We start from the raw sequence: 21,084 nt of genomic DNA on the forward strand, positions 1-21,084 counted from the left end.
GATGTGATTTGTCACCGCCAGACCACGTCCTTACAGTGCCGCTGCGGCTTGGCGGATGCAGCACAGCAATGGCGTCACAAGACAAGGCGATGCCGGCTCAATGGCCTGACCGCGCGCCCCGTGGCCGCCCCCACCGAGGAGAGACCCATGACCCAGCCCCATGCCGCCAAGCCCATCCAGCCCCGCGAACAGCTGGACTTCCAGCTCGATTCGGGGGTGCCCCGCTTCTGGAACGGCGGTGACCCGTACAAGACCCGTTTCTTCGACGCCATGTCGCTGACCTTCCCGATCGGCGAACGCTACTTCATCAGCTCGGTGCGGGCCTACCGCGACCAGATCACCGACCCCCAGTTGCTGGAGGAGGTCAAGCACTTCACCCGCCAGGAAGCCCAGCACGGCATGGTGCACACCCAGTTCAACACGCTGCTGGAAAAGCAGGGCCTGAATGTGGGCTGGACCCAGACCTTCCTGGACCGCAAGTTCAAATGGCAACTGAAGTACTGGCCCAAGGCCTTCAACCTCTCGTACACGGCCGCGGCCGAGCACCTGACCGCCCTCATGTGCACCACCTTCATGGAGCGCGCCGACGTGATCGGCGACTTCGACCCGCGCATGCGGGCCATCTACGCCTGGCACTCCATCGAAGAGGTCGAACACAAGGCCGTGTGCTACGACGTGCTGACCCAGGTGGCCAAGGTGGGCTACTTCACGCGCATCGCCGGCCTCATTTACTTCAGCATCGAGTACCCCATCGGCAACTGGTTCATGGTGAACCGCCTGCTCAAGGACGATGGCTTCGGCTTCATCAAGCGCATGGGCATGCTGCTCAAGGGGGCCTGGTGGCTGTACAAACCCGGCGGCGTGTTCCTGCCCGCCCTGGGCTATTACCTGAGCTACTTCAAGCCCGGTTTTCACCCCTGGCAGCACCAGGAGATGGGCCACTACAAGGCCTGGCTGCAAGTGTTCGAGCGCACGGGTGACCCCATCGCGGCCAGCGAGCATTGCGCCGAACTGGTGGCGCAGGGCGCAGCGGCCTGACACGGCAAAAGCGCAGCGGCATGGCCTCGTCCGAACGCGCCCTGCAGGGCCTGACCTTTCCCCTGCAGTACCTGGAGATCGGCGAGTCGCTGGCCCGGGCCCTGGGCCACGACGTGCACAGCCTGGACCGCCACTGCGGGCTGACGCTGCCCCGCCCCTTCCTGCCCTGGCAGACCATGGACGGCCGCCACCTGCAGCGCTCGCTGGGCTACTTCCTGATGCACTGCCCGCCAGGCGAGCCGCCGCTGGTCACCTTCATGGCGCATTTCCCGGTGACGGTGCACGGCCCGGTGGGCATGCTGGCCATCACCTCGGCCACCCTGGACGAGGCCCTGCAGGGCGCCCTGACCTACGCGCCTTTGGTGATGCCCGCCTTCGGCATGCGTCGGCAGGACTTCGGTGACGAGGTGCACATCCTGTTCGAGCGCCTGCACGACTTCGGCGAGGTCAACGACTTCTTCACGGAAACGGTGGTCGCCTCTTTCCTGAAGATCATGCCCTTCCTGACCCGCCCCCTGCAGGGCGCCGAGGTGCACCTGCAGCATGCGCCCCAGGGGCCGAAGGCGGCCTACGAACAGGCCTTCGGGTGCAGCTTCCATTTCGGGGCGCGGCAGAACAAGATCGTGCTGGCCCGACAGGACCTGGGCATCGCGCTGATGGCGCCCAGCCGTGCCTCTCACCTGCTGATGAAGGCCACCCTGGAGCACCAGCTCAAGGCCCGCCTGGATGTGCGGCCCGTGACGCAGGAGGTCAAGCGGCTGCTGCACGCCGCCATGCGCCAGCGCCAGCAACTCGATGCCGATGGGCTGGCCCAGTGCATGGCCATGTCGGCACGCACGCTCAGCCGGCGCTTGAAGGACGAAGGCAGCACCCTGCCCCAGCTGCGCTGCCAGGTGGGCGTGGAACATGCCGAAGTGCTGCTGATCGAAACCCGCAAGCCCATGGCCCAGGTGGCGCGCGCGGCCGGCTTTGCCGACACCGCCTCGTTCAGCCGCGCATTCAAACGGCTGACCGGCCAGACCCCCACCGCCTTGCGCGAGGGCTCAGGCCCGGCCGCCTTGCACCCTGCAGCCGCACCGGCCCAGTATCAGACCGCGGCCTTGCGCGAAGGCTCCGACTCGGCCGGCGCAGGGCTGGCAGCCCCCGGCACGGCCGTGCCCTGGGCAGCGGCCTGACGGGCCTTCCACTGCTTCCAGGTGAAAGGAATGAGCAGCTGGCCCCAGAAGTTGTGACGGGGGTAGAACAGCTCGTTGAACAGGCCCATCTTTTCCGGGCGACGTTGTGTGGGCGGGTTCACGTAGGTGCCGAACAGGTGGTCCCAGAACAGCAGCACCGAGTAGTTCTTGGCCTCTTCGATCTTGTTCGAGTGGTGCCAGCGGTGCATTTCGTTGGTGCCGATCACGTAGTTGACCGGGCCGAAACGGAAATCCACGTTCATGTGGGTGATGACGGCCAGCACGGCACCGATGGTGTTGGCCATGATCATGGCTTCGACGGACACACCGGTCTGGTAGGCCACGAACATGGGCACCAGGCGACGCCAGATGATGTCAATCGGGTGCACGCGGCTGGCGTTCATGAAGCTCAGGCGATGGGCGCAGTGGTGCACGCTGTGGAAGCGCCAGAAGAAATCGACCTCGTGCGCCATGCGGTGCGTGACATAGAACATGAAGTCGAACACGAACCAGGCCACCAGCACCTGGGCCCACATGGGCAGGTTGCCGGCCGAATAAGCCGGGTCGACCCAGCCACTGGTGAACACCAGGCCCACACCGGCGGTCGACATCCACTTGACGATGCCGCCTTGCGCCCAGGTCAGGCCGATCAGGGCCGCGTTGTTCAGGATGTCGGTCCAGACCTCGCCCTTCTCGAACTGGTTGGGCTGTTCCGGCCAGAGGTATTGCATCGCCGTGGTGAGGGCGAAGTACGGCAGGAAGAAATACAGCACGACCTTGTTCTGGTCGTAGTCCAGGGCCAGGGTGGCGTAAATGCCAGTGGCCAGGGCCACGCCCATGAACAGCCAGCTCCACAACATCTTGCGCATGACGGTTCTTTCGACAGCAATTCAGACCGGGCCGCCGCACCATGCGCAGCTCACGGTGTGCACGCACAGGTGCACCGGTTGGAATTGTCCGGGCGGCATGCAACGCGCACCCGCGGGTTTTCACCGGAAGCGTGCCCATTGCGCCCAGCCGAAGGCCCCTGATTTGAGGGAAGCCTGTCCGAAATCAAGGAAACGTCCACCCTGCCGCGAACAGGGGCTTGCGCACCGGGCAGCGTGAGGTCAGGGCTGCACGCGGCCCACCTGGGGCCCCGACAGGGGGGACGACAGGTGGCCCGCCAGCCAGCGCCCACCCGCGGCCACGTTGTCGACCACGGGCAACCCCAGGGTGTCGGCCAGGGGCTCGGCCAAACCGCCCAGGGTGGCGCCGCCCAGCACCAGGGCCCGCACGCCCGGGTGCTGGGCCAGGCAAGCCTGCGCCGCCTCATGCAGCAAGGCCTGGGCCGCGTGCAGGTCGGCCGCCATCTGCCCACCGGTGGCCTCCACGGTGTGAACCGCCACCAGGCCCTGCGGGCCGGCCAGGCCGCGGTCGGCGGCCAGCTGGCGCAGCAGGGGCTGCCAGGCGTGGCCGCCGGTGACCACGGCAAAAGGCCCATGGGCGGCGGCTTCCCGCATGCCGGCTTCGGCCAGGCCCATGGCCGGCAGCTGCGGGTGCAGGCTGCGCAGGGCCCACACGGCCGGGTCACCGAAACAGCCCACCAGCACGGCACCGGGCAGGCCATGCTCGGCCACATGCAGCGCAAAAGCATCGAGCACGGCACGGGCACCCACCTGGTAGGTGGCCGCATCGGCGATGTAGGGTGCGCCAAAACGGGCCGTGCAGGCGTGCAGCCGGGCCGGGCCCGACATGCCCAGCTGCGCCACAAGCTGCCGCCGCAGCCGGTCGGTCACCGCCTGCGTGGTGTTGGGGTTGATCAGCAGCAAGGAGGCCATGGCCACTGGGCGCGGTTCACACCGACACGATGCGCTGGCGCTTGCGGCCAGGCCCTTCGGCCGGCGCGAGGAACACGTCGTGCAGGTCGTTGCCCGAAGCCTCGGGCTGGTTGAAACACAGGCCCGATTCGATCTCGTGCAGGTGCACGCGCATGCGGCGGGTGGCCTCGTCCATCCAGGCGCTGCCCACGCGCGTGGCCACCACCCGAGGCTGCCCGGGTTCGGGCCACCCGCCCGCCTGCCGCAGGGCAGACAGCACGTTGCGGTGCGCGTCGCACCGGCAGGCGTCCACCCAGCGCACCGGCGCATCACCCAGCACCGGGCGCGCGCGCTCGGTGGGGGCATAGCTCATGAGGATCAGCGAGGTGCGCGAAATCAGCTTGCGCAGCATGCGCTCGTAGGTCTGGTGCTGGGCCACCTCGGCGATCATCAGGTGGAAGCGCCCGGACAGGCGCAGGGCCGCGGCCTGATCGCCTTCGCGGCGGGCCTCTTCCTCGGCCTCGATGCATTCGGCCAGGCGCTGCACATCGGCCGGCGTGGCGCGCTCCAGAAAGCGCTGCACCAGCACGCCTTCGATCAAGGCCCGGGCTTCGAACACTTCGCGCGCGTCGTCCACCGAAGGCTGTGCCACGGTGGCGCCCTTGTTGGGCTCGAGCGTGACCACCTGCTCGTGTGCCAGCCGGATCAGCACCTGGCGGATGCGGGTGCGCGACACGCCGAAGGCCTGACCCAGCTTGTCTTCCACCAGCTTGGTGCCGGGCAGCAGGCGCTGGTCGATCACGGCGTCGATGATGCGTTCATGGATGTCGTCGTCGCTGAGCACCACGGGGCCTTCGAACCCGTCAAGGTTCAGGTCGGCATCGGCGGGGGCTGACGCGGCTTCAGGCACAGAACGGCGGGGCATGGAGGTCTCCGAAAAATGCGTGACACAGAGAAAGGGCTGAACCGGGGCCACTCAGCGGCGTGCGCCGCGACGCGACCACGCCACACCCAGCAGCGCCAGGCCGATCACGGCCAGCGACACCACGGTGGTGAGCGTGCCCAGGGCATAGATGGACGGGGTGGTGACGGTGGTGGTCAGCCCCTGCAGCTCCAGCGGCAAGGTGTTGACGTCACCGATGGCCTGCGATGAGCGTGCGATTTCGTCCCAGCTCAGGGTGAAGCCGAACATGCCCACCCCCACCAGCGACGGCAGGATCAAGGGCAGCACCACGTGCCGGAAGCTCTGCCAGGGCGTGGCGCCCAGGTCGCGCGCAGCCTCTTCATACGCCGGGTTGAAGCGGTTGAACACCGCGAACATGATCAGCATGCCGAAGGGCAGGGTCCAGGTCAGGTGCGCGCCCAGGCCCGAGGTGTACAGGCCCATCAGCGTGGTGTAGGACTCCAGCGTGTCGGTCCATTCCCATTGCGTGAGCAGCGCCTTGATGCCTTCGTCGAACAGGCGGAACTGCAGGCCGATGCCCAGCGAGATGATGATGCTGGGCATGATCAGGCTGGCCACCGAGCTGTAGAACAGCAGGCCGGCACCCTTGAAGCCCTTGCGGAAGGCCAGCCCGGCCATGAGCGACAGCAGCACCGTCAGCGCCATCACCACAAAGCCCAGCCCGAACGAGCGCTTCAGGGCCGCCGAGATGTCGACCACGCCCAGGCCCGCGAACAGCTCGCGGTACCAGTGCAGCGACGTGCCCTGCATGGGAAAGGTCAGCCCGCCGTCAGGCCCCTGAAAGCTCAGGGCAAAGATGGTGAACACCGGGCCGTACAGGAACAGCACATACAGTCCGAAGATGGCCGCCAGGGGCCAGAAAGAACGCGAACGGCGTCGCACGGTGCCAGCCATGGGGAGTGTCCTTTCAGAGCTCTTTGCGCAGGTCGACCAGGCGGTTCAGCCCGGCAATGATCATCAGCACCACCGCCAGCAGCACCACCGCGTTGGCCGCGGCCAGCGGGAACTGCAGGTAGGAGGTCTGCACCTGGATGGTCTTGCCGACCGAGGCGATCTGCTGACCGCCCATCACGCCCACGGTGACGAAGTCGCCCATCACCAGCGTGATCACGAAGATGGAGCCAATCAGGATGCCGGTGCGGCACAGCGGCACCACCACGTTCCACAGGGTCTGCCAACCATTGGCGCCACAGTCGTCTGCCGCCTCCAGCAGCGAGCGGTCGATCTTCATCATCGAGTTGAAGATGGGCACCATCATGAAGGTGGTGAACAGGTGCACGAAGGCCAGCACCACCGAGAAATCGGAATACAGCAGCCAGTCGATGGGCTCGTTGATCAGGCCCAGGTCGAGCAGCGTCTGATTGACCAGGCCATTGCGGCCCAGCAGCGGGATCCACGAAATCATGCGGATGACGTTGCTGGTCCAGAACGGGATGGTCAGCAGCGTGAACAGCACCGTCTGCATGGCCACGCTCTGCACGTGAAAGGCCATGAAGTAGGCCAGCGTGAAGCCCAGCACCAGCGTCAGGGCCCACACCAGCACGCAGAACTTCAGCGTGGACAGGTAGGTCTTGAGCGTCACGCACAACTCGCTGGTCGAGCCACAGCCATTGAACAGCGTGAGGTAGTTGTCCCAGGTGAAACCGGGCTCCAGCGTGTATTCGTTCTGGGGCCAGAAGCTCACCGCCACCACCAGCAGCAGCGGCAGCGCAAAGAACAGGAAGAAGACCCCGCCCATGGGCAAGGCCTGCACCCAGGCGGGCAGCGCCATCTGGCGCAAGGACAGGGTCTTCATCTCAAGCTCCTGGCAAACAGAACATCAGGCTCGACGCGTCAACACTCAGAACGCGTGCGTCACGCCCACGGTCAGCACGGTCTGCTTCTGGCCAGCCTGGCCCGTGAAGTTGGTGCCCGTGTTGCTGTAGAAGGCGAAGTTGGCGTTGCCCGAGTTTTTCAGGAAGATCAGGTTGCTGTTCAGGCTGGTGCGCTTGCTCAGGGCGTAGCTGCCGCGCAGGCGCAGGAAGGAGGTGTCGTCCTTGCTGGCCTTCTTGTCGTTGAGCACGTAGTCGGCCGACACGGCGGCTTCGGCCGACACGGGCACGTCCACACCCACGTCGATCAGCTTGCCTTCATACACGGTGCCGTACTTCACCTCGGCCGAGGCCAGACCCAGGCGCGCCTTGGCCACACCGAAGTCATACGACAAGCCGCCGGCGTACAGGGTGTTGGTCAGGCCGGTGCCGGCCTTGTCCTTCTCGGAAAAGCCCATCACGGCCGCAGCAAAGGGGCCCGCGGCATGGTTCAGGGCGATCTGGGTTTTCTGGCCCGCACTGCGCTTGCCAGACACCTCACCCAGCGAATACATCACAGCGCCCTCGAAGCCACCGATGTTGGGCGAGGTGTACTTGATGACGTTGTCGTAGTAGTCGCTGATCGCGTAGTAGCCATTCATCAGGAAGGGCGAGTAATAGGCGCACACGAAGTAGCCGCACAGGTAGTCGTCGGCCACGTTCCACTGGTGGCCCAGCTTCAGGGTGCCCAGGTCACCGCTCAGGCCCACGAAGGCGTTGCGGTTCCAGAAGGCATTCGGGTTGGTCTTGCCCGTGTCCGGCGAGATGGACGACTCCAGGCCGAAGATGCCCTTGAGACCGCCGCCCAGGTCTTCGGTGCCTTTGAAACCGATGCGCGAGTTGACGATGCCGTTGTCGTCGAGCTTGAGCAGCGACTTGCTGGTGGCGCCGTCGTACACCTTGCTGGCCGAGACCACATCCAGGCCGACCGCGCCATACAGGGTGACCGACGATTGCGCCAGGGCTGGCAGGCAGGCCAAAGCCGAAGCCAGGGACACGGTGCTGAGCGCCACGCGGCGCAGAGATGACAGGTTCATGGGAATGCTCCGAGGGGTTGGATGATTGAGCTGGGGTGGGGAGAAATTGCGGGTGTGGGGAAGCGGCTCAGGCGGCCACGAACTCGTTCCACTTCTGGACCATGTAGGTGTTCTCGTCCATGATCGCGTTCCAGCAGGCGATGCCGCCCATGCGCTGCTCGTAGCTGCCGCCATCGCGCGTTTCGCCCTTCTTGGCCAGCACCTGGCCGGTGGGCGACTTGATGTCCTGGGTGGCCGGCTTGCCTTCCATCCAGTAGGCCCATTCGTAGGCTTCCATCTGGGCCTTGGCGGTGTCCAGCACGGCGCTGTAATAGCCCTGGCGGTTCAGGTAGGCACCGGCCCAGCCGTCGAGGAACCAGTTGATGAACTCGTAGGCCGCGTCCAGCTTCTTGCCGCTCAGGGTGCTGGGCACACCAAAGCCGGCGGCCCAGGCGCGGTAGCCTTCCTTCAGGGGCTGGAAGGTGCAGGCAATGCCCTTGGTGCGCACGGCGGTCACGGCGGGGCTCCACATCGACTGGATCACCACCTCGCCCGAGGCCATCAGGTTCACGCTCTCGTTGAAGTCCTTCCACAGGCTGCGGAACTGGCCGGCCTTCTTGGCTTCGATCAGGGTCTTGATCGTCAGGTCGATCTCGGCCTTGGTCATGTTGCCCTTGTCGGGGTACTTGTACAGGCCCATGGCCTCGACCACCATGGCCGCGTCCATGATGCCGATGGACGGGATGTTCAGGATGGCCGCCTTGCCCTTGAACTCCGGGTTCAGCAGCTCTTTCCAGCTGCTGATGGGGCGCTTGATCAGGTCAGGCCGGATGCCCAGCGTGTCGGCGTTGTACACGGTGGGGATCAGGGTCATGAACTGCGTGGGGCTGCTCGCGAACTTCTTGCTCTTTTCGCCCTCCAGGTACATCACCTTCTTGGGCGCGGTGCCCTGGTCGCCCACCTTCTTGCCGGCCACTTCACCCTTGGTGAACAGGCTGGTGATCTTGTCGGCGTTCTTGATGCGCTTGCTGTCGATGCCCTTGAGGTTGCCCGTGGGGATGATCTTCTTGAGGCTGAAGTACTCGGTGTCGATCAGGTCGAAGCTGTTGGGCGCCGTCACGGCGCGCTTGGTCACGTCGTCGGTCGTGACCGGGATGTACTGGATCTTGATGCCGGTGTCGGCCTCGAACTTCTCGGCGATTTTCTTGTCCTGGTTCACCGCCGTGCCCAGGTAACGCAGCGTGACCTTCTCGCTGCTGTGCACGGCCGGGGCCAGGCCGCTGGCCAGGATGCCGGTGGCGCCCATCAGGCCGCCTTGCAGCACCTGCCGGCGCGAGGCGGTGCCGGTCAGCACGGGGGTGGGGGACACGAGATCGTCGTCTTGCTTCATGGTGCAGGCTCCAGTGAGATGAGGAAGGAACACAAAGGGGAACGAGAAGGGGAATGAAAAGGGTTCAGCCCACCAGGTGGTGGATGTCGGCCAGCGTCCATTGCGCGCTGCAGGCCTCGCCGGGCTGCCAGGCGTGCTGGTGCCACAGCGCTTCGGGCAGCATCACGGTCAGCTCGCCCAGCGGGCTGTCGAGGGTGATGAGCACGTGCGTGCCCTGGTACTCGGTGGCGCGCACCGTGGCGGGCGTGCTGAACGCCGAGGGCGTGGCCGGCTCCTTGAACAGGCGGACCTTGTCGGTGCGCACGGCCAGCTTCGCGCCCTCGTGTTCGAACACGTTGTGGCCGCCAATGAAGCGGGCCACGAACTCGGTGCGCGGGCTGTTGAAGATCTGGTGGGGCGGGCCGCTCTGCTCGATGCGGCCGGCGTTCATCACCACCACCTGGTCGGCCAGGGCCATGGCCTCTTCCTGCGAGTGGGTCACGTGGATGAAGGTCATACCCAGGCTCTTCTGCCAGCCCTTCAGCTCGGCGCGCATCTTGATGCGCAGGAAGGGGTCGAGCGCCGACAGCGGCTCGTCGAGCAGCAGCACACGCGGCTCGGTGATCAGCGCGCGGGCCAGGGCCACGCGCTGCTGTTGCCCACCCGACATCTCGGCCGGCTTGCGGTGGGCCAGGTGGCCCAGCGACACACGGGCCAGCAGGTCTTGCGCCCGCTGCAGGCGCTCGGACTTGCCCACGCCGCGCATCTTCAGGCTGAAGGCCACGTTCTCCAGCGCGCTCAGGTGCGGGAACAAGGCATAGCTCTGGAACATCATGGCCGTGCCGCGGGCCGAGGCCGGCAAGTGCGTGATGTTGCGACCACCGAGCACGATGTCGCCATCGCTCACGTCTTCGTGGCCCGCGATCATGCGCAAGGTGGTGGTCTTGCCACAACCCGACGGGCCCAGCAGGCAGCAGTAATGGCCCGAGGCGATCTGCAGGTCGATGTGGTCCACGGCCACCGGGGCGTCAGAGGCGGTGCCGTAACGCTTGACCAGCTTGACCAGCTCCAGATCTGGCTGGGCGGCCATGGTGGCCAGGCGTTGTTGTTCGACCGACAGGACAGCGTTCATGACTCAGGCTCCCTGCACCCGCCGTTGGGTGCTGCACCTGAGACAGCGCAAACGGCGTGCCAGCTTTTTCAGCCTGAAAAATGACCCGGCAACCGGGTTTTGCACCGTTTGTATACAATTTTTGTATGCAATCGGTGCGCTGCTTTGTATGCAATTGGTGCATGCACAGGGGCGGGGCGGAACCTGGACCCGCGTCGCGTTGTCGGCTTTTTTGACATGATCCGGACGTGTTTCCCCTGAGCGGTTTGGTAAGTGGTTGACCAAACTGAAAAAAATGCAATGGCACGGTGTTTGCTAAAGCACCGAAGACCATCACACAGGTGGTCAATCGGTACAGCCTGCGCTTCAGGCTTTGCCTCATCAACACACCCAGGAGAGTCAGACGTGAAATCAAAGCCTTCATTTCTTCAAGGCGCGGCGTTCGCGCTGTTCCTGATCCATGGCGCTTGCGCACACGCTTCGGTATGGACGGAGACAGGTGATGCGGTTGACATGCCAGCAGGTCAGTATGTCGGGGCAGGAATCGATCGAATCAATGGATCGATTCAGCCCTTGAATGACGTGGACATGTACCGACTGCAACTCGGTTCAGGCCTGTTCACCGCGAGCACGGTCGGCCTGTCCAGCGTCGACACCCAGTTGTACCTGTTTGACGCCAATGGCTTTGGCATCGTTGGCAACGATGATGCGTCTTCGGCCTCCCTGCAGTCGACCATTTCAGCCAATCTGACAGCCGGTGTGTATTTCCTGGCGATCTCGGCTTTCAACTCAGACCCGCTGAGCTTGGCAGGTCGAATTTTTCCGGACTCCACCGACTTCACAGGCGATCCAAACTGGAGTGCCACCGGCCCAGGCGGGGGCAGCGCACTGACCGGATGGACCTCTTCGGGCGGCGCCACCACCACGCAGGCAGGCAGCTACGGCATCCAGCTGAACACCGCGACGGTACCCGAACCCGCATCGATGGGCCTTGCCGGTCTGGCATTGACGGGCGTGCTGTGGAGCAGCACGCGCCGCAAGAAAAACACCACGATCCATCGCCCGTCAACAACGGTGTGAATCGATTGAAAGCAAAAGCCCCGCCTAGGCGGGGCTTTGTTTTGTGGCCAATGCCGGTCAATGCACACTGGAGCGCTGACGGCGCGCGGCAAAGACCAAGCCCAGCAATCCGGTCAATGCCAGCCCCCAGGTCTGGGGCTCAGGCACAGGCGTCAGCACAAAGTTGGCCTGGGCGCTGATGGAACCCCAGCTTTGCACCCCTGTCAGGGCCGACACCGCCAGCGACGTCAGGCCGAGCGAGCTGCTCAAGAACGAATGCGCCTGTTGCGACAACATCAACCCGTCGAACTGGTAGCTGGCTGAATACACCGCGTCGCTGAGCAGGTTGGGCTGCGTGACAGAAAAGCCCAAAGCCTGCATCTGAGCACCGAGTGAAGAGCGATCACCTCCGGCTGCCAACACCCCGGAAGGCAGTGAGGTCGGACCGGTGATGGTCTGGATGTTCCACAACACCAGGTCTTTGTTCGAAAAGCTGACCGGCCCGTTGGTTCGATCTGCATCCAGGACACCCTGCGCGTCGGCCAGCACCTGCTGGCTGACTGGATCGATGCGCAGATTGCTGAACGTGGCAGTGCCGCCTCTGGCGAATCCTGTGGCGCGGTTGGTGTCCAGCACGAAACCGCCAGACAGCGCCAGCTGCCCAAGGGTGGCAGTCGACGAGCCAATGAAGCCTGACACCGGATTACGGATGGACAGCGCCACAGCGTCCTGCCCTGTACCGTCCGGGTTCTGGTTCAGGTAGGTGATTCGGGTCTCAGTGGCTCCTGTGCCCTGGAACGTCAATCGGGGTGAGAACGAAGTCAGGAAAGCCACAGCGCCGGAATTGGTGTCGGCCAGCGAGCCGTCGAAATCCGGGTTGCTGAAATTCAGTGTGCTGCTTGACCCGCTTTGAACCAGCTGCGGCATCAAAGGGGCGCTGATGGCTGGGGTGGGAGGGCTGACCACCGGCGGAGAGGTGTAACCGCCCCCCCCGCCGTAATAACCGCCGTAGTAACCGCCAGAAGATCCACCGTAGTAGCTGCCACCACTGTAGGGGCCATACGACTGAGCCTGCGCGCCGCAGGCCATGCCGGCGCAAGCCGCCAAAGCCAGCAATTTGAATGCATTCATGAACATCTCCCTTTTGTAGACAAGGGATTCATTCTGCAAAACAAGCATGGCTGTCCGAAAGACCTGATCCCCGGGGACAAACCCCCGAAAACGACGAAGCCCCCACAAAGGGGGGCTTCGTCAATCAGGCATCAAACCGCTGGCGTACTCCAACCGCTCAATGCGCACCCTCGATGCTTCGGTTGATCATCCACTGCTGGGCGATCGACAGGATGTTGTTCGTCAGCCAGTACAGCACCAGGCCAGCCGGGAAGAAGAAGAACATCACCGAGAACACCAGCGGCATGATCCACATCATCTTGGCCTGCAGCGGGTCCGGAGGGGTCGGGTTCAGGGCCGTCTGCACCAGGGTCGACAGGGTCATCAGGGCCGGCAGCACGAAGTACGGGTCCTTGACCGACAGGTCGGTGATCCAGCCGATCCAGGGTGCCTGGCGGATCTCGACCGAGGCCAGCAGCACGGTGTACAGCGCAATGAACACCGGGATCTGGATCAGGATGGGCAGGCAGCCGCCGATCGGGTTGACCTTCTCTTCGCGGTAGATGCGCATCATCTCCTGCTGCATCTCCTGAGGCTTGTCTTTCAGGCGCTCACGCAGCTCCATGATGCGGGGGTTGATGGCCTTCATCTTGGCCATCGAGCGGTAGGCACTGGCGTTCAGGCCATAGAAGGCAGCCTTGAGCAGCACCACCAGCACGATGATGGCCCAGCCCCAGTTCTTGACCACGGCGTGGATCTGGTCGAGCAGCCAGAACAGCGGCTTGGCCAGGATGGTCACCCAACCGTAGTCCTTCACCAGCTCCAGGCCCGGGGCGATCTTTTCCAGCTTCTTTTCTTCCTGAGGGCCCACGTACAGCTGGGCGCTCACGGCCTTGCTCTGGCCCGGGGCCACCTGGCCCACCGGCAGCAGCATGCCCACGGTGAACAGGTCGGGGCCCACCTTGCGGGCGAAGAACTCGCGCGAACCTTGGGCCGTGTTCAGCCACGCGGCAGCGAAGTAATGCTGCACCGTGGCCACCCAGCCGTTGTCGGCGGTCTTGACGAACTCGGCCTTGTTGTCGGCAATGTGCGCGTAGTCCACCTTCTGGAACTTGGCGTCGGCCGTGTAGAAGGCGGCACCGGTGTACGAGGTGGGCGCACCGAAGAAGCCCGACATGGCCGGCACTTCGCCGTCGCGCTGCAGCTGCACGTACCACTGCGGATTCAGGGCCTGGGCACTGCCGTTGACCACTTCCTGCTTCACGTCGACCAGGTAGCCCCCACGCGGGAAGCTGTAGCTCAGCAGGCGCTTGACGCCACCCACTTCGGCCGATTCCAGCTTGACCACCAGGGCGTTCTGGCCTGTGGCCAGCTTGCGCTCGGTGCTCACCACCTTCATGGCGGTGGTGTGGTCAGGCAGGCTGGCGCCCGCAGCGATCAGGCCGTTCTGGGCCAATTCCACACGCTGGCCGGTCTGGTGCAGCAGGGTCACGGGCTTGCTGTGGTCGTCCTGGTCGGTGTGCTTGAGCAGCTCGAGCTTGACGATGTTGCCGCCCACGCTGTCGATCGAGGCGCGCACGGTGTCGGTCTCGACCACCACCACTTCACGCGGCAAGGCCACGGGGGCACTGGCACCCGAAGCCGCCACTGCCGCAGCGGCGGTGGCCGAGGGCACAGCGGCCGAACCCGCGGCCACCGCAGCCGAGGCCGCTGACGCGGCATCAGCGGCCACCGCCGAGGCGGCAGGTGCCGGGGCGAACATCGAAGGCTGGCCGGTGTGACGCAGGTAACCGTCCCACAGCATCAGCAGAGAAAAGCCAAACACCGACCACAGGACGGTCCGACGCATGTCATTCATGAGAGATCACGCTCACTGGATGGAAAGGAAAAGAATCGAGGCGGCTGAGCAGGCACCGGGTCATGCCCGCCGTCGCACCACGGGTGGCAGCGGGCCAAGCGCCGTGCGGCCAGGTAAGTGCCGGCGGCCGGGCCATGCTGCTCCAGGGCCTGCAGGGCATAGGCCGAGCAGGTGGGCGTGAAACGGCAGGCCGACCCCAGCCAGGGGCTCAGGAAAAACCGATAGGCCTTGACCAGCCCGACCAGCACCGCCAGGCTGCCTTGTCGCAGCCCCCGCAGCAGGGTCGAGCCGACGCGCATCATGCCTTGTTTCCCGGGCGGCGGGCGCCCTTGCCCCCGCGAATGCACTGCTCAAGCACGGCCAGCAGCTCATCGCGCACGGCGGTCTTCAACAGGTCAGAAGCGGCGCTGGGCCAGTCGGCCTTGGCATAGGGGGCTTTCAGGCGCACCACCCAGTCGCCCACCGGTTGCGCGTCATGCAACCAGCCCGCAGCTTCGAGGGCCGGGGCGTGCAGGCGAAACAGCTCACGCGCTTGCCGTTTGATGAGCTGGCGCGTGACCGAACGGCGGGCCATTTTCTTGGGCACCACCAGCCCCAGGCGCCAGACACGCAGGTGAGTGCGCACTTCGTCCACAGGCTCGACGGCCTCCCCCCCCTCGCCTGTTGACAACTGATCTTTGGCGGGGTGTTTGCGCTGCAGCGACGGCACAGCAAAATGCACCGCAAAGTGCGCAGTTCGGGCCACCGGCCGGGTGCCGAGGGCCTGCTGGAAATCAGGCGAAGCCAGCTTGGGCTTCAGGGCCAAAGGGCTCAGCAGGGAAGATGGCACGGTGTGGATGGGGGTTGCCAAGGCTGGCAATGCCAAAAACTTCAGGCTGCCGAGCGTGCGTCCGACCAGGTCGGACACCCTCGTGCAGCCTGCAGGCTGGGCAGCGCAAGCTGCCGGTTCAGCATGTGAACCTGGTGTGCAACCGGGCTTTCGCCCGGCTCACATCACAGGCCCAGACGCTTGCGGCCCTTGGCGCGACGGGCGTTGATGACCTTGCGGCCACCCTTGGTCTTCATGCGGACCAGGAAGCCGTGGGTGCGGGCGCGACGGGTTTTGGAAGGTTGATAAGTACGCTTCATGATGTTTCCTTCAGACCGCTTGGGTTCTCTGCCCGTTCATGGAGCAGGCCGATCTCTCGGACTTCAGCAGCCTACGTTGTCGTTGGGAATCTTGTCAGCCCGCGAAACGATTGCCGCAGGCCCATACAGGGTCGAACATGCGATTACAGCAGCATTCAGCCAATCCGTCAATGGGTCAGAAGCAGGATGGCCTTGAAAAAGTTCTGTGGATAACCTGTCGGCAACCCGGCAGATCGGGCTTAGAATCCGTCCCCCGCCCGAGCACTTGTCCACAATCCATGAGCGCCGTCGATCCCAGCATCGCCCACGACACCGACCCCGGCCTGGCCGCGTTGTGGATCCAGACGCTCGAGCGCCTGCAGGCCGAACTGCCCGAGCAGCAGTACAACACCTGGATCCGCCCCCTGCCGCCGGCCGAGGTCAGCCTGGACGACGAAGGCACGGTGCTGGTCACGCTCAAGGCGCCCAACCGCTTCATCCTCGACTGGGTGCGCACGCAATACAGCGCGCGCCTCGAAGCCCTGCTGTCCGACGTGATCGGCGGGCCTTTCCGGCTGGACATCAGCCAGGGTGCGCGTGCCGCTGCCACGCTGGCCCCCCCCGGTGCCATGTTGCCCCCGCAGTCGGCAGGCCGCGTCATGCCGGCCAACGCCGCAGGGCTGGTGCGGCCACCAGTGGGCAGTGCGGGCGGTGCAGGCGGCGCTGCCGCGGCCGGTGCCACTTCGCGGGGCATGGCGTTGCCCCCGAACTCGCTGGCCGCCCGGGCCATGGGCCAGGGCCCAGGCGCTCTGCAGCGCCCGGCCGACCACACCGAGCCCACGCCCAACCCGCTGCCGCCCAGCGCAGGCCCGCACACCATCACGCTGGCCGACCTGGCCCCGCACACTGGTCAGGCGCATGCGCCCCTGAATGGCGGCCAGGGCGGCAACGCCCAGCCGCGCCGCGGTGGCGACACCCCGCAGGTGATGGGCCTGAATTCGGCCCTGACCTTCGACAACCTGGTGCCGGGCCGCGCCAACCAGATGGCACGCACCGCCGCGCTGCACGTGGCCGGCACACCCGGCCACATGTACAACCCGCTGTTCATCTACGGCGGCGTGGGCCTGGGCAAGACCCACCTCATGAACGCGGTGGGCAACCAGCTGCTCAAAGACAAGCCCGACGCCCGCATCCTGTACCTGCACGCTGAAAAATTCATCAGCGACGTGGTCAAGAACTACCAGCGCAAGACCTTCGACGAGCTCAAGGCCAAGTACCACAGCCTCGACCTGCTGCTGATCGACGACGTGCAGTTCTTCGCCGGCAAAGACCGCACGCAAGAAGAATTCTTCAACGCCTTCGAAGCCCTGCTGGCCAAGAAGGCGCACATCATCATGACGTCGGACACCTACCCAAAAGGTCTGGCCAACATCGATGAACGCCTCACATCGCGCTTCGACTCCGGCCTGACAGTGGCCATCGAGCCGCCCGAGCTCGAAATGCGCGTGGCCATCCTGATCAAGAAGGCGGCGCAAGAAGGCATCGAGATGCCCGAAGACGTGGCCTTCTTCGTGGCCAAGAACGTGCGCGCCAACGTGCGCGAGCTCGAAGGCGCCCTGCGCAAGGTGCTGGCCTTTGCCAAGTTCAGCCACAAGGAAATCACCATCCACCTGGCGCGCGAAAGCCTGAAAGACCTGCTGTCCATCCAGAACCGGCAGATCTCGGTGGAAAACATCCAGAAAACGGTCGCCGACTTCTACAAGATCAAGGTGGCCGACATGTACAGCAAGAAGCGCCCGGCCAGCATCGCCCGCCCGCGTCAGATCGCCATGTACCTGGCCAAGGAACTGACGCAAAAAAGCCTGCCCGAGATCGGCGAGCTGTTCGGGGGCCGCGACCACACCACCGTGCTGCACGCCGTGCGCAAGATCATGGGCGAGCGCGGCAAGGACACCGAGCTGAACCAGCAGCTGCACGTGCTGGAGCAGACCCTCAAGGGCTGATCACAGGCCGATCCAGAGCCTTCCCAGGGCCTGTCAGGCCCCCTCCCACCCCACCAGAGGCCACCAGGCCTCTTTTTTTCGCCTGAACCTTCAGGACAACCCTGTGCATAAAAAAAGGACAAACACCCCCTTGTCCACAGCCCTCGGCGAAAATCCCAAGTTGTTGTCTGTTGTCCCCAATTGCCCGACCCCAGTGGTGCACAGGCTTGTCCAAGGCCTAAAGCATTGATAGAACAAGACAAAATAGCGTTGTTCACAGAAAAGTGCTGCCTTCTACTACAACGACCACCCTGAAAGACAGAAATGATTGTGTTGAAAGAAGCCCAGGAAAAAGTCCTTTCGGCCTTGCAATCGGTCAGTGGCATCGTTGAAAGACGCCATACCCTCCCCATCCTGGCCAATGTGCTGCTGCGCAAGAAAGGCCCGGCCCTGGAGCTGATTTCCAGCGATCTGGAGATCCAGATCCGCACCACGGCTCACCTGGGCGGCGACGAAGCCGACTACGCCACCACCGTGGGCGCCAAGAAGCTGGGCGACATCCTCAAGAGCCTGCCCAGCGACCAGGTCGTGTCACTGACGGCCAACCAGAACAAGGTGACCCTGCAGGGCGGCAAGTCGAAGTTCGTGCTGCAAACCCTGCCGGCCGAAGATTTCCCCCTGGTGCAGGAAGCGGCCGATTTCGGGCCCGCGTTCAGCGTGCCCCAGAAGACCCTCAAGAGCCTGATCGGGCAGGTGCACTTCGCCATGGCGGTGCACGACATCCGTTACTACCTCAACGGCATCCTGTTCGTGGCCGAGGGCAACAGCCTGACCCTGGTGGCCACCGATGGCCACCGCCTGGCGCTGGCCCAGGCCACGCTGGAAGTCGACATGCCCAAGCAGGAAGTCATCCTGCCGCGCAAGACCGTGCTGGAGCTGCAGCGCCTGCTCAAGGACGACGGCAAGGGCGAGGAAGAAAAGCTCATCGAGATGCAGTTCGCGGGCAACCAGGCCAAGTTCCGCTTCGGTGAGCTGGAGTTCGTGACCAAGCTGGTCGAGGGCAAGTTCCCCGACTACAACCGCGTCATCCCCAAGAACCACAAGCACCACATCACCCTGGGCCGCACCACCTTGCTGGCCAGCCTGCAGCGCGCAGCCATCCTGACCAGCGAAAAGTTCAAGGGCGTGCGCATGAACTTCGCGCCTGGCCTGCTGAGCATTGCCTCGAGCAACGCCGAGCAGGAAGAGGCCAAGGAAGAGCTCGAGATCGACTACGGTGGCGACACCTTCGAGATCGGCTTCAACGTGGGTTACGTGATGGACGTGCTGGCCAACATGAGCCAGGACATGGTGACCGTGTCCCTGCACGACGCCAACAGCTCGGCGCTGATCACCAACCCCGAGTTCGAGGGCTTCAAGTACGTGGTGATGCCAATGCGCATCTGAGCTTCGGTCAAGGGGTCCTCACCCATGGGTGACCCCTGATGGACACGTATCACATCACCATCGAACATGGCACGTTTGATGTAGAAAGTGGAGGTGGTGATGACCTGGCACATTGCATGCACCGCATGCGTGGTTTTTGCTTGTTCGATGGCGTCTGTGCAGGCCGCTGATGTCATCCGTGTCGGCACCACCATGTCCGACTTCACCTATCAGGTCCGTGACCTGTCAGAGGCGGATGGCAAGCCCGCAGGCATCAGCTTCTTGCCTGCCGCTGCAGATGGCCTGAAGTTTTACCTGGGTGACGTCCAAACCCCTGGAAGTGGTTACACCGTCACACCCAAGTTCAACGACTCGACAGTGGTTCAGTACGGCGCCTTGTTTGGCACAGGGCCCCAGACCGTGGCCCTGCCTGGGATCGATGCAGAAGTTGCCAAGGCCGGTGCCAACTTCACGGCGCGGGCCGCCTACAGCGCAGCGGAGCTCAGCGAGGTGTTGGCAACAGCCCAAGTGAGTTCAACCGCCAAGCTGAGCACTTCTGCCGACCAGTTGGGAGACATCTACCTCGACCTGGATCGCTACGCCAATGTTGGCGTGCACCAGCCGTCCGCCATCTTTCCTTCCGCTCAAGCGATGAAGTTCAGGATGGATCCCTTCACGGAGGTGACCTTTTCGGCTGTGATCAAGACCGAGTTCCTCACCAATCTCTTGCCCATGATCGGCACCGAGGGGCACACACGTGTCCTGAACCTGCCAGCAGGCGGTGATCTTTTTGCCCAAACGGTCTCTGCCGTGGTCCTTGACGCAGGCATCGTCGACCAGCAGCCGGTGAGGTTCAGTCACAACCAGTACCTGGAAAGCCGTCTGGACACGTTCGGCAATTTCACCAGTGCGGGGCGAGCGTCGCCAAGCGAGCAGACACTCAGCTTGACCATGACCAACAACCGTGCATTTGCTTACGAGGGCAGCTTGAAGTTTTCTCTGCGAAACGAGATTCATTTGCTGGTGCGTGCGGTGCCCGAACCCGCCACCTGGGCCACCTTTGCGCTGGGTTTGGCTGGGGTGGCCTGGGCCGTGCGCCGCCGCCGATTGCTTCATGCCTGACGGTTTACCCCCTTCCGAGGGGGATATGGGAATCACCGATTTGGCTTAAACGGGGGCTGTTTGACACTGGCCTTGTTCAGAGCTGGTCAAGCACTGTTGACCAAGGAAAAAGGGCAGGTTTCCATGAAAAATCGCTTCACACAACTTTCGATCGTTCTTGCTGCGTTCTTGCCTGCCTTGGCCACGGCTTCAGCCGAAGAGCCTGTGCTGGCCGCGGCGTCGGCCCAACTCCTTGGCCTTCAGTACCGGCTGGTCGATCTCGATCCAAATGACGGGATCGACCCGTCCATCACGTTTGCCTCCAACAATGAGGCCTACCTGATGGTTGACCAGTCTTTCGGTCGAACGATCAACAGAAGCAAGGCACGTTTCACCCCGCTGTTGCCAGCGGATGGAGAAAAATCCGTGGGTGACTACGGCGACATGGCCGTGTACAACAGCGAAGGCTTGAGCGCCTTTGCGAACGTGAAGGCCAGCGAAGCCGTTCAGTTGTATCCCGAGCGTTACCCAGTGGCCAGTGCCGATGGCCGCGCCACGATCGTGTCACGGGGCTACCCCAAGGGCTACCTGTCCATGAACCCGGCGCCTGTGCAAACCTGGACCATGTCGCCCCACACGGCCCTGATCGTGGAAGGGCGCGCCCTGCTGTCGGCGACCAACGATGCCGAGACATTGTTGCCGTCGACGAACACCCAGCAGGTCCAAGTGGGCAGCGGCGGGCGTGTCATGCTCAGCTTGGGCGTCGAGTGGGGCGATCCAGACCTCGACGTGGTGTTTGCACGCAGCACCTCTGGCATCGGCCTGATCGATGAAAGCTTTTCGCTGAGGCTGGACAATGCCGAGGGCAGTGTCATGAAGGGCTTGCTGGGTTTCGAAGTCACCGCATCGGCAGGCGTGGGCATCCGGACACTGGCTGGCGTGGTGCCAGAGCCCTCTCAGTGGGCCCTCTATCTGATGGGCCTTGCCCTGATGCCCCTGGCTGTGGCCCATCAGCGCAAAAAGCAACGCACCAACGGCTGAATCGAACCGGGTCTCACGCCCCGGGCAAGGGCGCAGTGCAACCGGGATAAAATGTCAGAGTCTTGAGGACTGTCCTCAG

General features: G+C 64.1%; 20 protein-coding genes. 7 read left to right on the forward strand and 13 right to left on the reverse strand.

Annotated elements, in window-relative coordinates; translation table 11 throughout:
* The first annotated feature begins 147 nt into the window (after nt 1-147).
* On the forward strand, nt 148-1,038 hold the full coding sequence (locus tag EYS42_RS15315; protein ID WP_130969071.1) for a metal-dependent hydrolase: 891 nt from the start codon (nt 148-150) through the stop codon (nt 1,036-1,038).
* A 20-nt stretch (nt 1,039-1,058) separates the two neighbouring features.
* Nucleotides 1,059-2,213, forward strand: coding sequence for an AraC family transcriptional regulator (locus EYS42_RS15320; protein WP_130969072.1), 1,155 nt, complete (start codon nt 1,059-1,061; stop codon nt 2,211-2,213).
* On the opposite strand, the gene EYS42_RS15325 is transcribed toward EYS42_RS15320, so the two are convergent.
* The 8 genes from EYS42_RS15325 to EYS42_RS15360 all read right to left on the reverse strand — a co-directional run bounded on the left by EYS42_RS15325 (nt 2,126) and on the right by EYS42_RS15360 (nt 10,343).
* Nucleotides 2,126-3,082 carry a sterol desaturase family protein gene (locus EYS42_RS15325; RefSeq protein WP_130969073.1) on the reverse strand — a complete coding sequence of 319 codons (957 nt, stop codon included), beginning with the start codon at nt 3,080-3,082 and terminating at the stop codon, nt 2,126-2,128. The two genes, EYS42_RS15320 and EYS42_RS15325, sit on opposite strands and share 88 nt — an antisense overlap.
* A gap of 240 nt (nt 3,083-3,322) precedes the next feature.
* Nucleotides 3,323-4,033, reverse strand: coding sequence for an aspartate/glutamate racemase family protein (locus EYS42_RS15330; RefSeq protein ID WP_130969074.1), 711 nt, complete (start codon nt 4,031-4,033; stop codon nt 3,323-3,325).
* Nucleotides 4,034-4,049: 16 nt separating this feature from the next.
* Entirely contained in the window at nt 4,050-4,937 is an 888-nt protein-coding gene (locus tag EYS42_RS15335) for a GntR family transcriptional regulator (protein WP_130969075.1), read from the reverse strand.
* Between the two features lie 51 nt (nt 4,938-4,988).
* Entirely contained in the window at nt 4,989-5,870 is an 882-nt protein-coding gene (locus tag EYS42_RS15340) for an ABC transporter permease (RefSeq protein ID WP_130969076.1), read from the reverse strand.
* Nucleotides 5,871-5,883: 13 nt separating this feature from the next.
* Nucleotides 5,884-6,771, reverse strand: a complete 888-nt coding sequence (locus tag EYS42_RS15345; RefSeq protein ID WP_130969077.1) for an ABC transporter permease — start codon at nt 6,769-6,771, stop codon at nt 5,884-5,886.
* A gap of 45 nt (nt 6,772-6,816) precedes the next feature.
* Nucleotides 6,817-7,863, reverse strand: a complete 1,047-nt coding sequence (locus EYS42_RS15350; RefSeq protein WP_165456820.1) for a porin — start codon at nt 7,861-7,863, stop codon at nt 6,817-6,819.
* Between the two features lie 67 nt (nt 7,864-7,930).
* On the reverse strand, nt 7,931-9,232 hold the full coding sequence (locus tag EYS42_RS15355; RefSeq protein WP_130969079.1) for an ABC transporter substrate-binding protein: 1,302 nt from the start codon (nt 9,230-9,232) through the stop codon (nt 7,931-7,933).
* A 64-nt stretch (nt 9,233-9,296) separates the two neighbouring features.
* Nucleotides 9,297-10,343, reverse strand: coding sequence for an ABC transporter ATP-binding protein (locus tag EYS42_RS15360; protein WP_245503664.1), 1,047 nt, complete (start codon nt 10,341-10,343; stop codon nt 9,297-9,299).
* A gap of 384 nt (nt 10,344-10,727) precedes the next feature.
* On the opposite strand from EYS42_RS15360, the gene EYS42_RS15365 reads away from it, so the two are divergent.
* Nucleotides 10,728-11,402: a DVUA0089 family protein gene (locus EYS42_RS15365; protein WP_165456821.1), complete on the forward strand. Its 675-nt coding sequence runs from the start codon at nt 10,728-10,730 to the stop codon at nt 11,400-11,402.
* Nucleotides 11,403-11,459: 57 nt separating this feature from the next.
* Here EYS42_RS15365 and EYS42_RS17190 read toward each other — a convergent pair whose 3' ends face one another.
* The 5 genes from EYS42_RS17190 to rpmH all read right to left on the reverse strand — a co-directional run bounded on the left by EYS42_RS17190 (nt 11,460) and on the right by rpmH (nt 15,477).
* On the reverse strand, nt 11,460-12,620 hold the full coding sequence (locus EYS42_RS17190; protein WP_207301171.1) for a PEP-CTERM sorting domain-containing protein: 1,161 nt from the start codon (nt 12,618-12,620) through the stop codon (nt 11,460-11,462).
* A 49-nt stretch (nt 12,621-12,669) separates the two neighbouring features.
* Nucleotides 12,670-14,349, reverse strand: coding sequence for a membrane protein insertase YidC (gene yidC / locus EYS42_RS15375; protein ID WP_130969081.1), 1,680 nt, complete (start codon nt 14,347-14,349; stop codon nt 12,670-12,672).
* Complete coding sequence (gene yidD / locus EYS42_RS15380; RefSeq protein WP_245503665.1) at nt 14,346-14,651, reverse strand: membrane protein insertion efficiency factor YidD; 306 nt, start codon at nt 14,649-14,651, stop codon at nt 14,346-14,348. Before yidD ends, yidC begins: the two co-directional genes overlap by 4 nt.
* Nucleotides 14,648-15,178: a ribonuclease P protein component gene (locus tag EYS42_RS15385; protein ID WP_165456822.1), complete on the reverse strand. Its 531-nt coding sequence runs from the start codon at nt 15,176-15,178 to the stop codon at nt 14,648-14,650. The genes yidD and EYS42_RS15385 overlap by 4 nt, the downstream gene beginning before the upstream one ends.
* A 164-nt stretch (nt 15,179-15,342) precedes the next feature.
* Nucleotides 15,343-15,477: a 50S ribosomal protein L34 gene (rpmH, locus tag EYS42_RS15390; RefSeq protein WP_058086564.1), complete on the reverse strand. Its 135-nt coding sequence runs from the start codon at nt 15,475-15,477 to the stop codon at nt 15,343-15,345.
* A gap of 278 nt (nt 15,478-15,755) precedes the next feature.
* On the opposite strand from rpmH, the gene dnaA reads away from it, so the two are divergent.
* From dnaA to EYS42_RS15410, 4 genes are all read left to right on the forward strand, one after another.
* Nucleotides 15,756-17,459 (forward strand): chromosomal replication initiator protein DnaA, encoded by a 1,704-nt coding sequence (gene dnaA, locus EYS42_RS15395; protein WP_130969083.1) that lies wholly within the window; start codon nt 15,756-15,758, stop codon nt 17,457-17,459.
* A 303-nt stretch (nt 17,460-17,762) separates the two neighbouring features.
* Nucleotides 17,763-18,884, forward strand: coding sequence for a DNA polymerase III subunit beta (dnaN, locus tag EYS42_RS15400; protein ID WP_130969084.1), 1,122 nt, complete (start codon nt 17,763-17,765; stop codon nt 18,882-18,884).
* A gap of 399 nt (nt 18,885-19,283) precedes the next feature.
* On the forward strand, nt 19,284-19,985 hold the full coding sequence (locus tag EYS42_RS15405) for a PEP-CTERM sorting domain-containing protein (RefSeq protein ID WP_165456823.1): 702 nt from the start codon (nt 19,284-19,286) through the stop codon (nt 19,983-19,985).
* A 123-nt stretch (nt 19,986-20,108) separates the two neighbouring features.
* Complete coding sequence (locus tag EYS42_RS15410; protein WP_130969086.1) at nt 20,109-21,005, forward strand: hypothetical protein; 897 nt, start codon at nt 20,109-20,111, stop codon at nt 21,003-21,005.
* Nucleotides 21,006-21,084: the final 79 nt, after the last annotated feature.

It is taken from the genome of Aquabacterium lacunae (assembly GCF_004310865.1).
Taxonomy (GTDB): Bacteria; Pseudomonadota; Gammaproteobacteria; order Burkholderiales; family Burkholderiaceae_C; genus Aquabacterium; species Aquabacterium lacunae.

What these genes read in the sequence shown, in the direction of transcription:
- EYS42_RS15315 (WP_130969071.1), top strand. Translation starts at nt 148, where the DNA reads ATGACCCAGCCCCATGCCGCCAAGCCCATCCAGCCCCGCGAACAGCTG.
- EYS42_RS15320 (WP_130969072.1), top strand. Translation starts at nt 1,059, where the DNA reads ATGGCCTCGTCCGAACGCGCCCTGCAGGGCCTGACCTTTCCCCTGCAG.
- EYS42_RS15325 (WP_130969073.1), bottom strand. Translation starts at nt 3,082, where the DNA reads ATGCGCAAGATGTTGTGGAGCTGGCTGTTCATGGGCGTGGCCCTGGCC.
- EYS42_RS15330 (WP_130969074.1), bottom strand. Translation starts at nt 4,033, where the DNA reads ATGGCCTCCTTGCTGCTGATCAACCCCAACACCACGCAGGCGGTGACC.
- EYS42_RS15335 (WP_130969075.1), bottom strand. Translation starts at nt 4,937, where the DNA reads ATGCCCCGCCGTTCTGTGCCTGAAGCCGCGTCAGCCCCCGCCGATGCC.
- EYS42_RS15340 (WP_130969076.1), bottom strand. Translation starts at nt 5,870, where the DNA reads ATGGCTGGCACCGTGCGACGCCGTTCGCGTTCTTTCTGGCCCCTGGCG.
- EYS42_RS15345 (WP_130969077.1), bottom strand. Translation starts at nt 6,771, where the DNA reads ATGAAGACCCTGTCCTTGCGCCAGATGGCGCTGCCCGCCTGGGTGCAG.
- EYS42_RS15350 (WP_165456820.1), bottom strand. Translation starts at nt 7,863, where the DNA reads ATGAACCTGTCATCTCTGCGCCGCGTGGCGCTCAGCACCGTGTCCCTG.
- EYS42_RS15355 (WP_130969079.1), bottom strand. Translation starts at nt 9,232, where the DNA reads ATGAAGCAAGACGACGATCTCGTGTCCCCCACCCCCGTGCTGACCGGC.
- EYS42_RS15360 (WP_245503664.1), bottom strand. Translation starts at nt 10,343, where the DNA reads ATGAACGCTGTCCTGTCGGTCGAACAACAACGCCTGGCCACCATGGCC.
- yidC (WP_130969081.1), bottom strand. Translation starts at nt 14,349, where the DNA reads ATGAATGACATGCGTCGGACCGTCCTGTGGTCGGTGTTTGGCTTTTCT.
- yidD (WP_245503665.1), bottom strand. Translation starts at nt 14,651, where the DNA reads ATGATGCGCGTCGGCTCGACCCTGCTGCGGGGGCTGCGACAAGGCAGC.
- rpmH (WP_058086564.1), bottom strand. Translation starts at nt 15,477, where the DNA reads ATGAAGCGTACTTATCAACCTTCCAAAACCCGTCGCGCCCGCACCCAC.
- dnaA (WP_130969083.1), top strand. Translation starts at nt 15,756, where the DNA reads ATGAGCGCCGTCGATCCCAGCATCGCCCACGACACCGACCCCGGCCTG.
- dnaN (WP_130969084.1), top strand. Translation starts at nt 17,763, where the DNA reads ATGATTGTGTTGAAAGAAGCCCAGGAAAAAGTCCTTTCGGCCTTGCAA.
- EYS42_RS15410 (WP_130969086.1), top strand. Translation starts at nt 20,109, where the DNA reads ATGAAAAATCGCTTCACACAACTTTCGATCGTTCTTGCTGCGTTCTTG.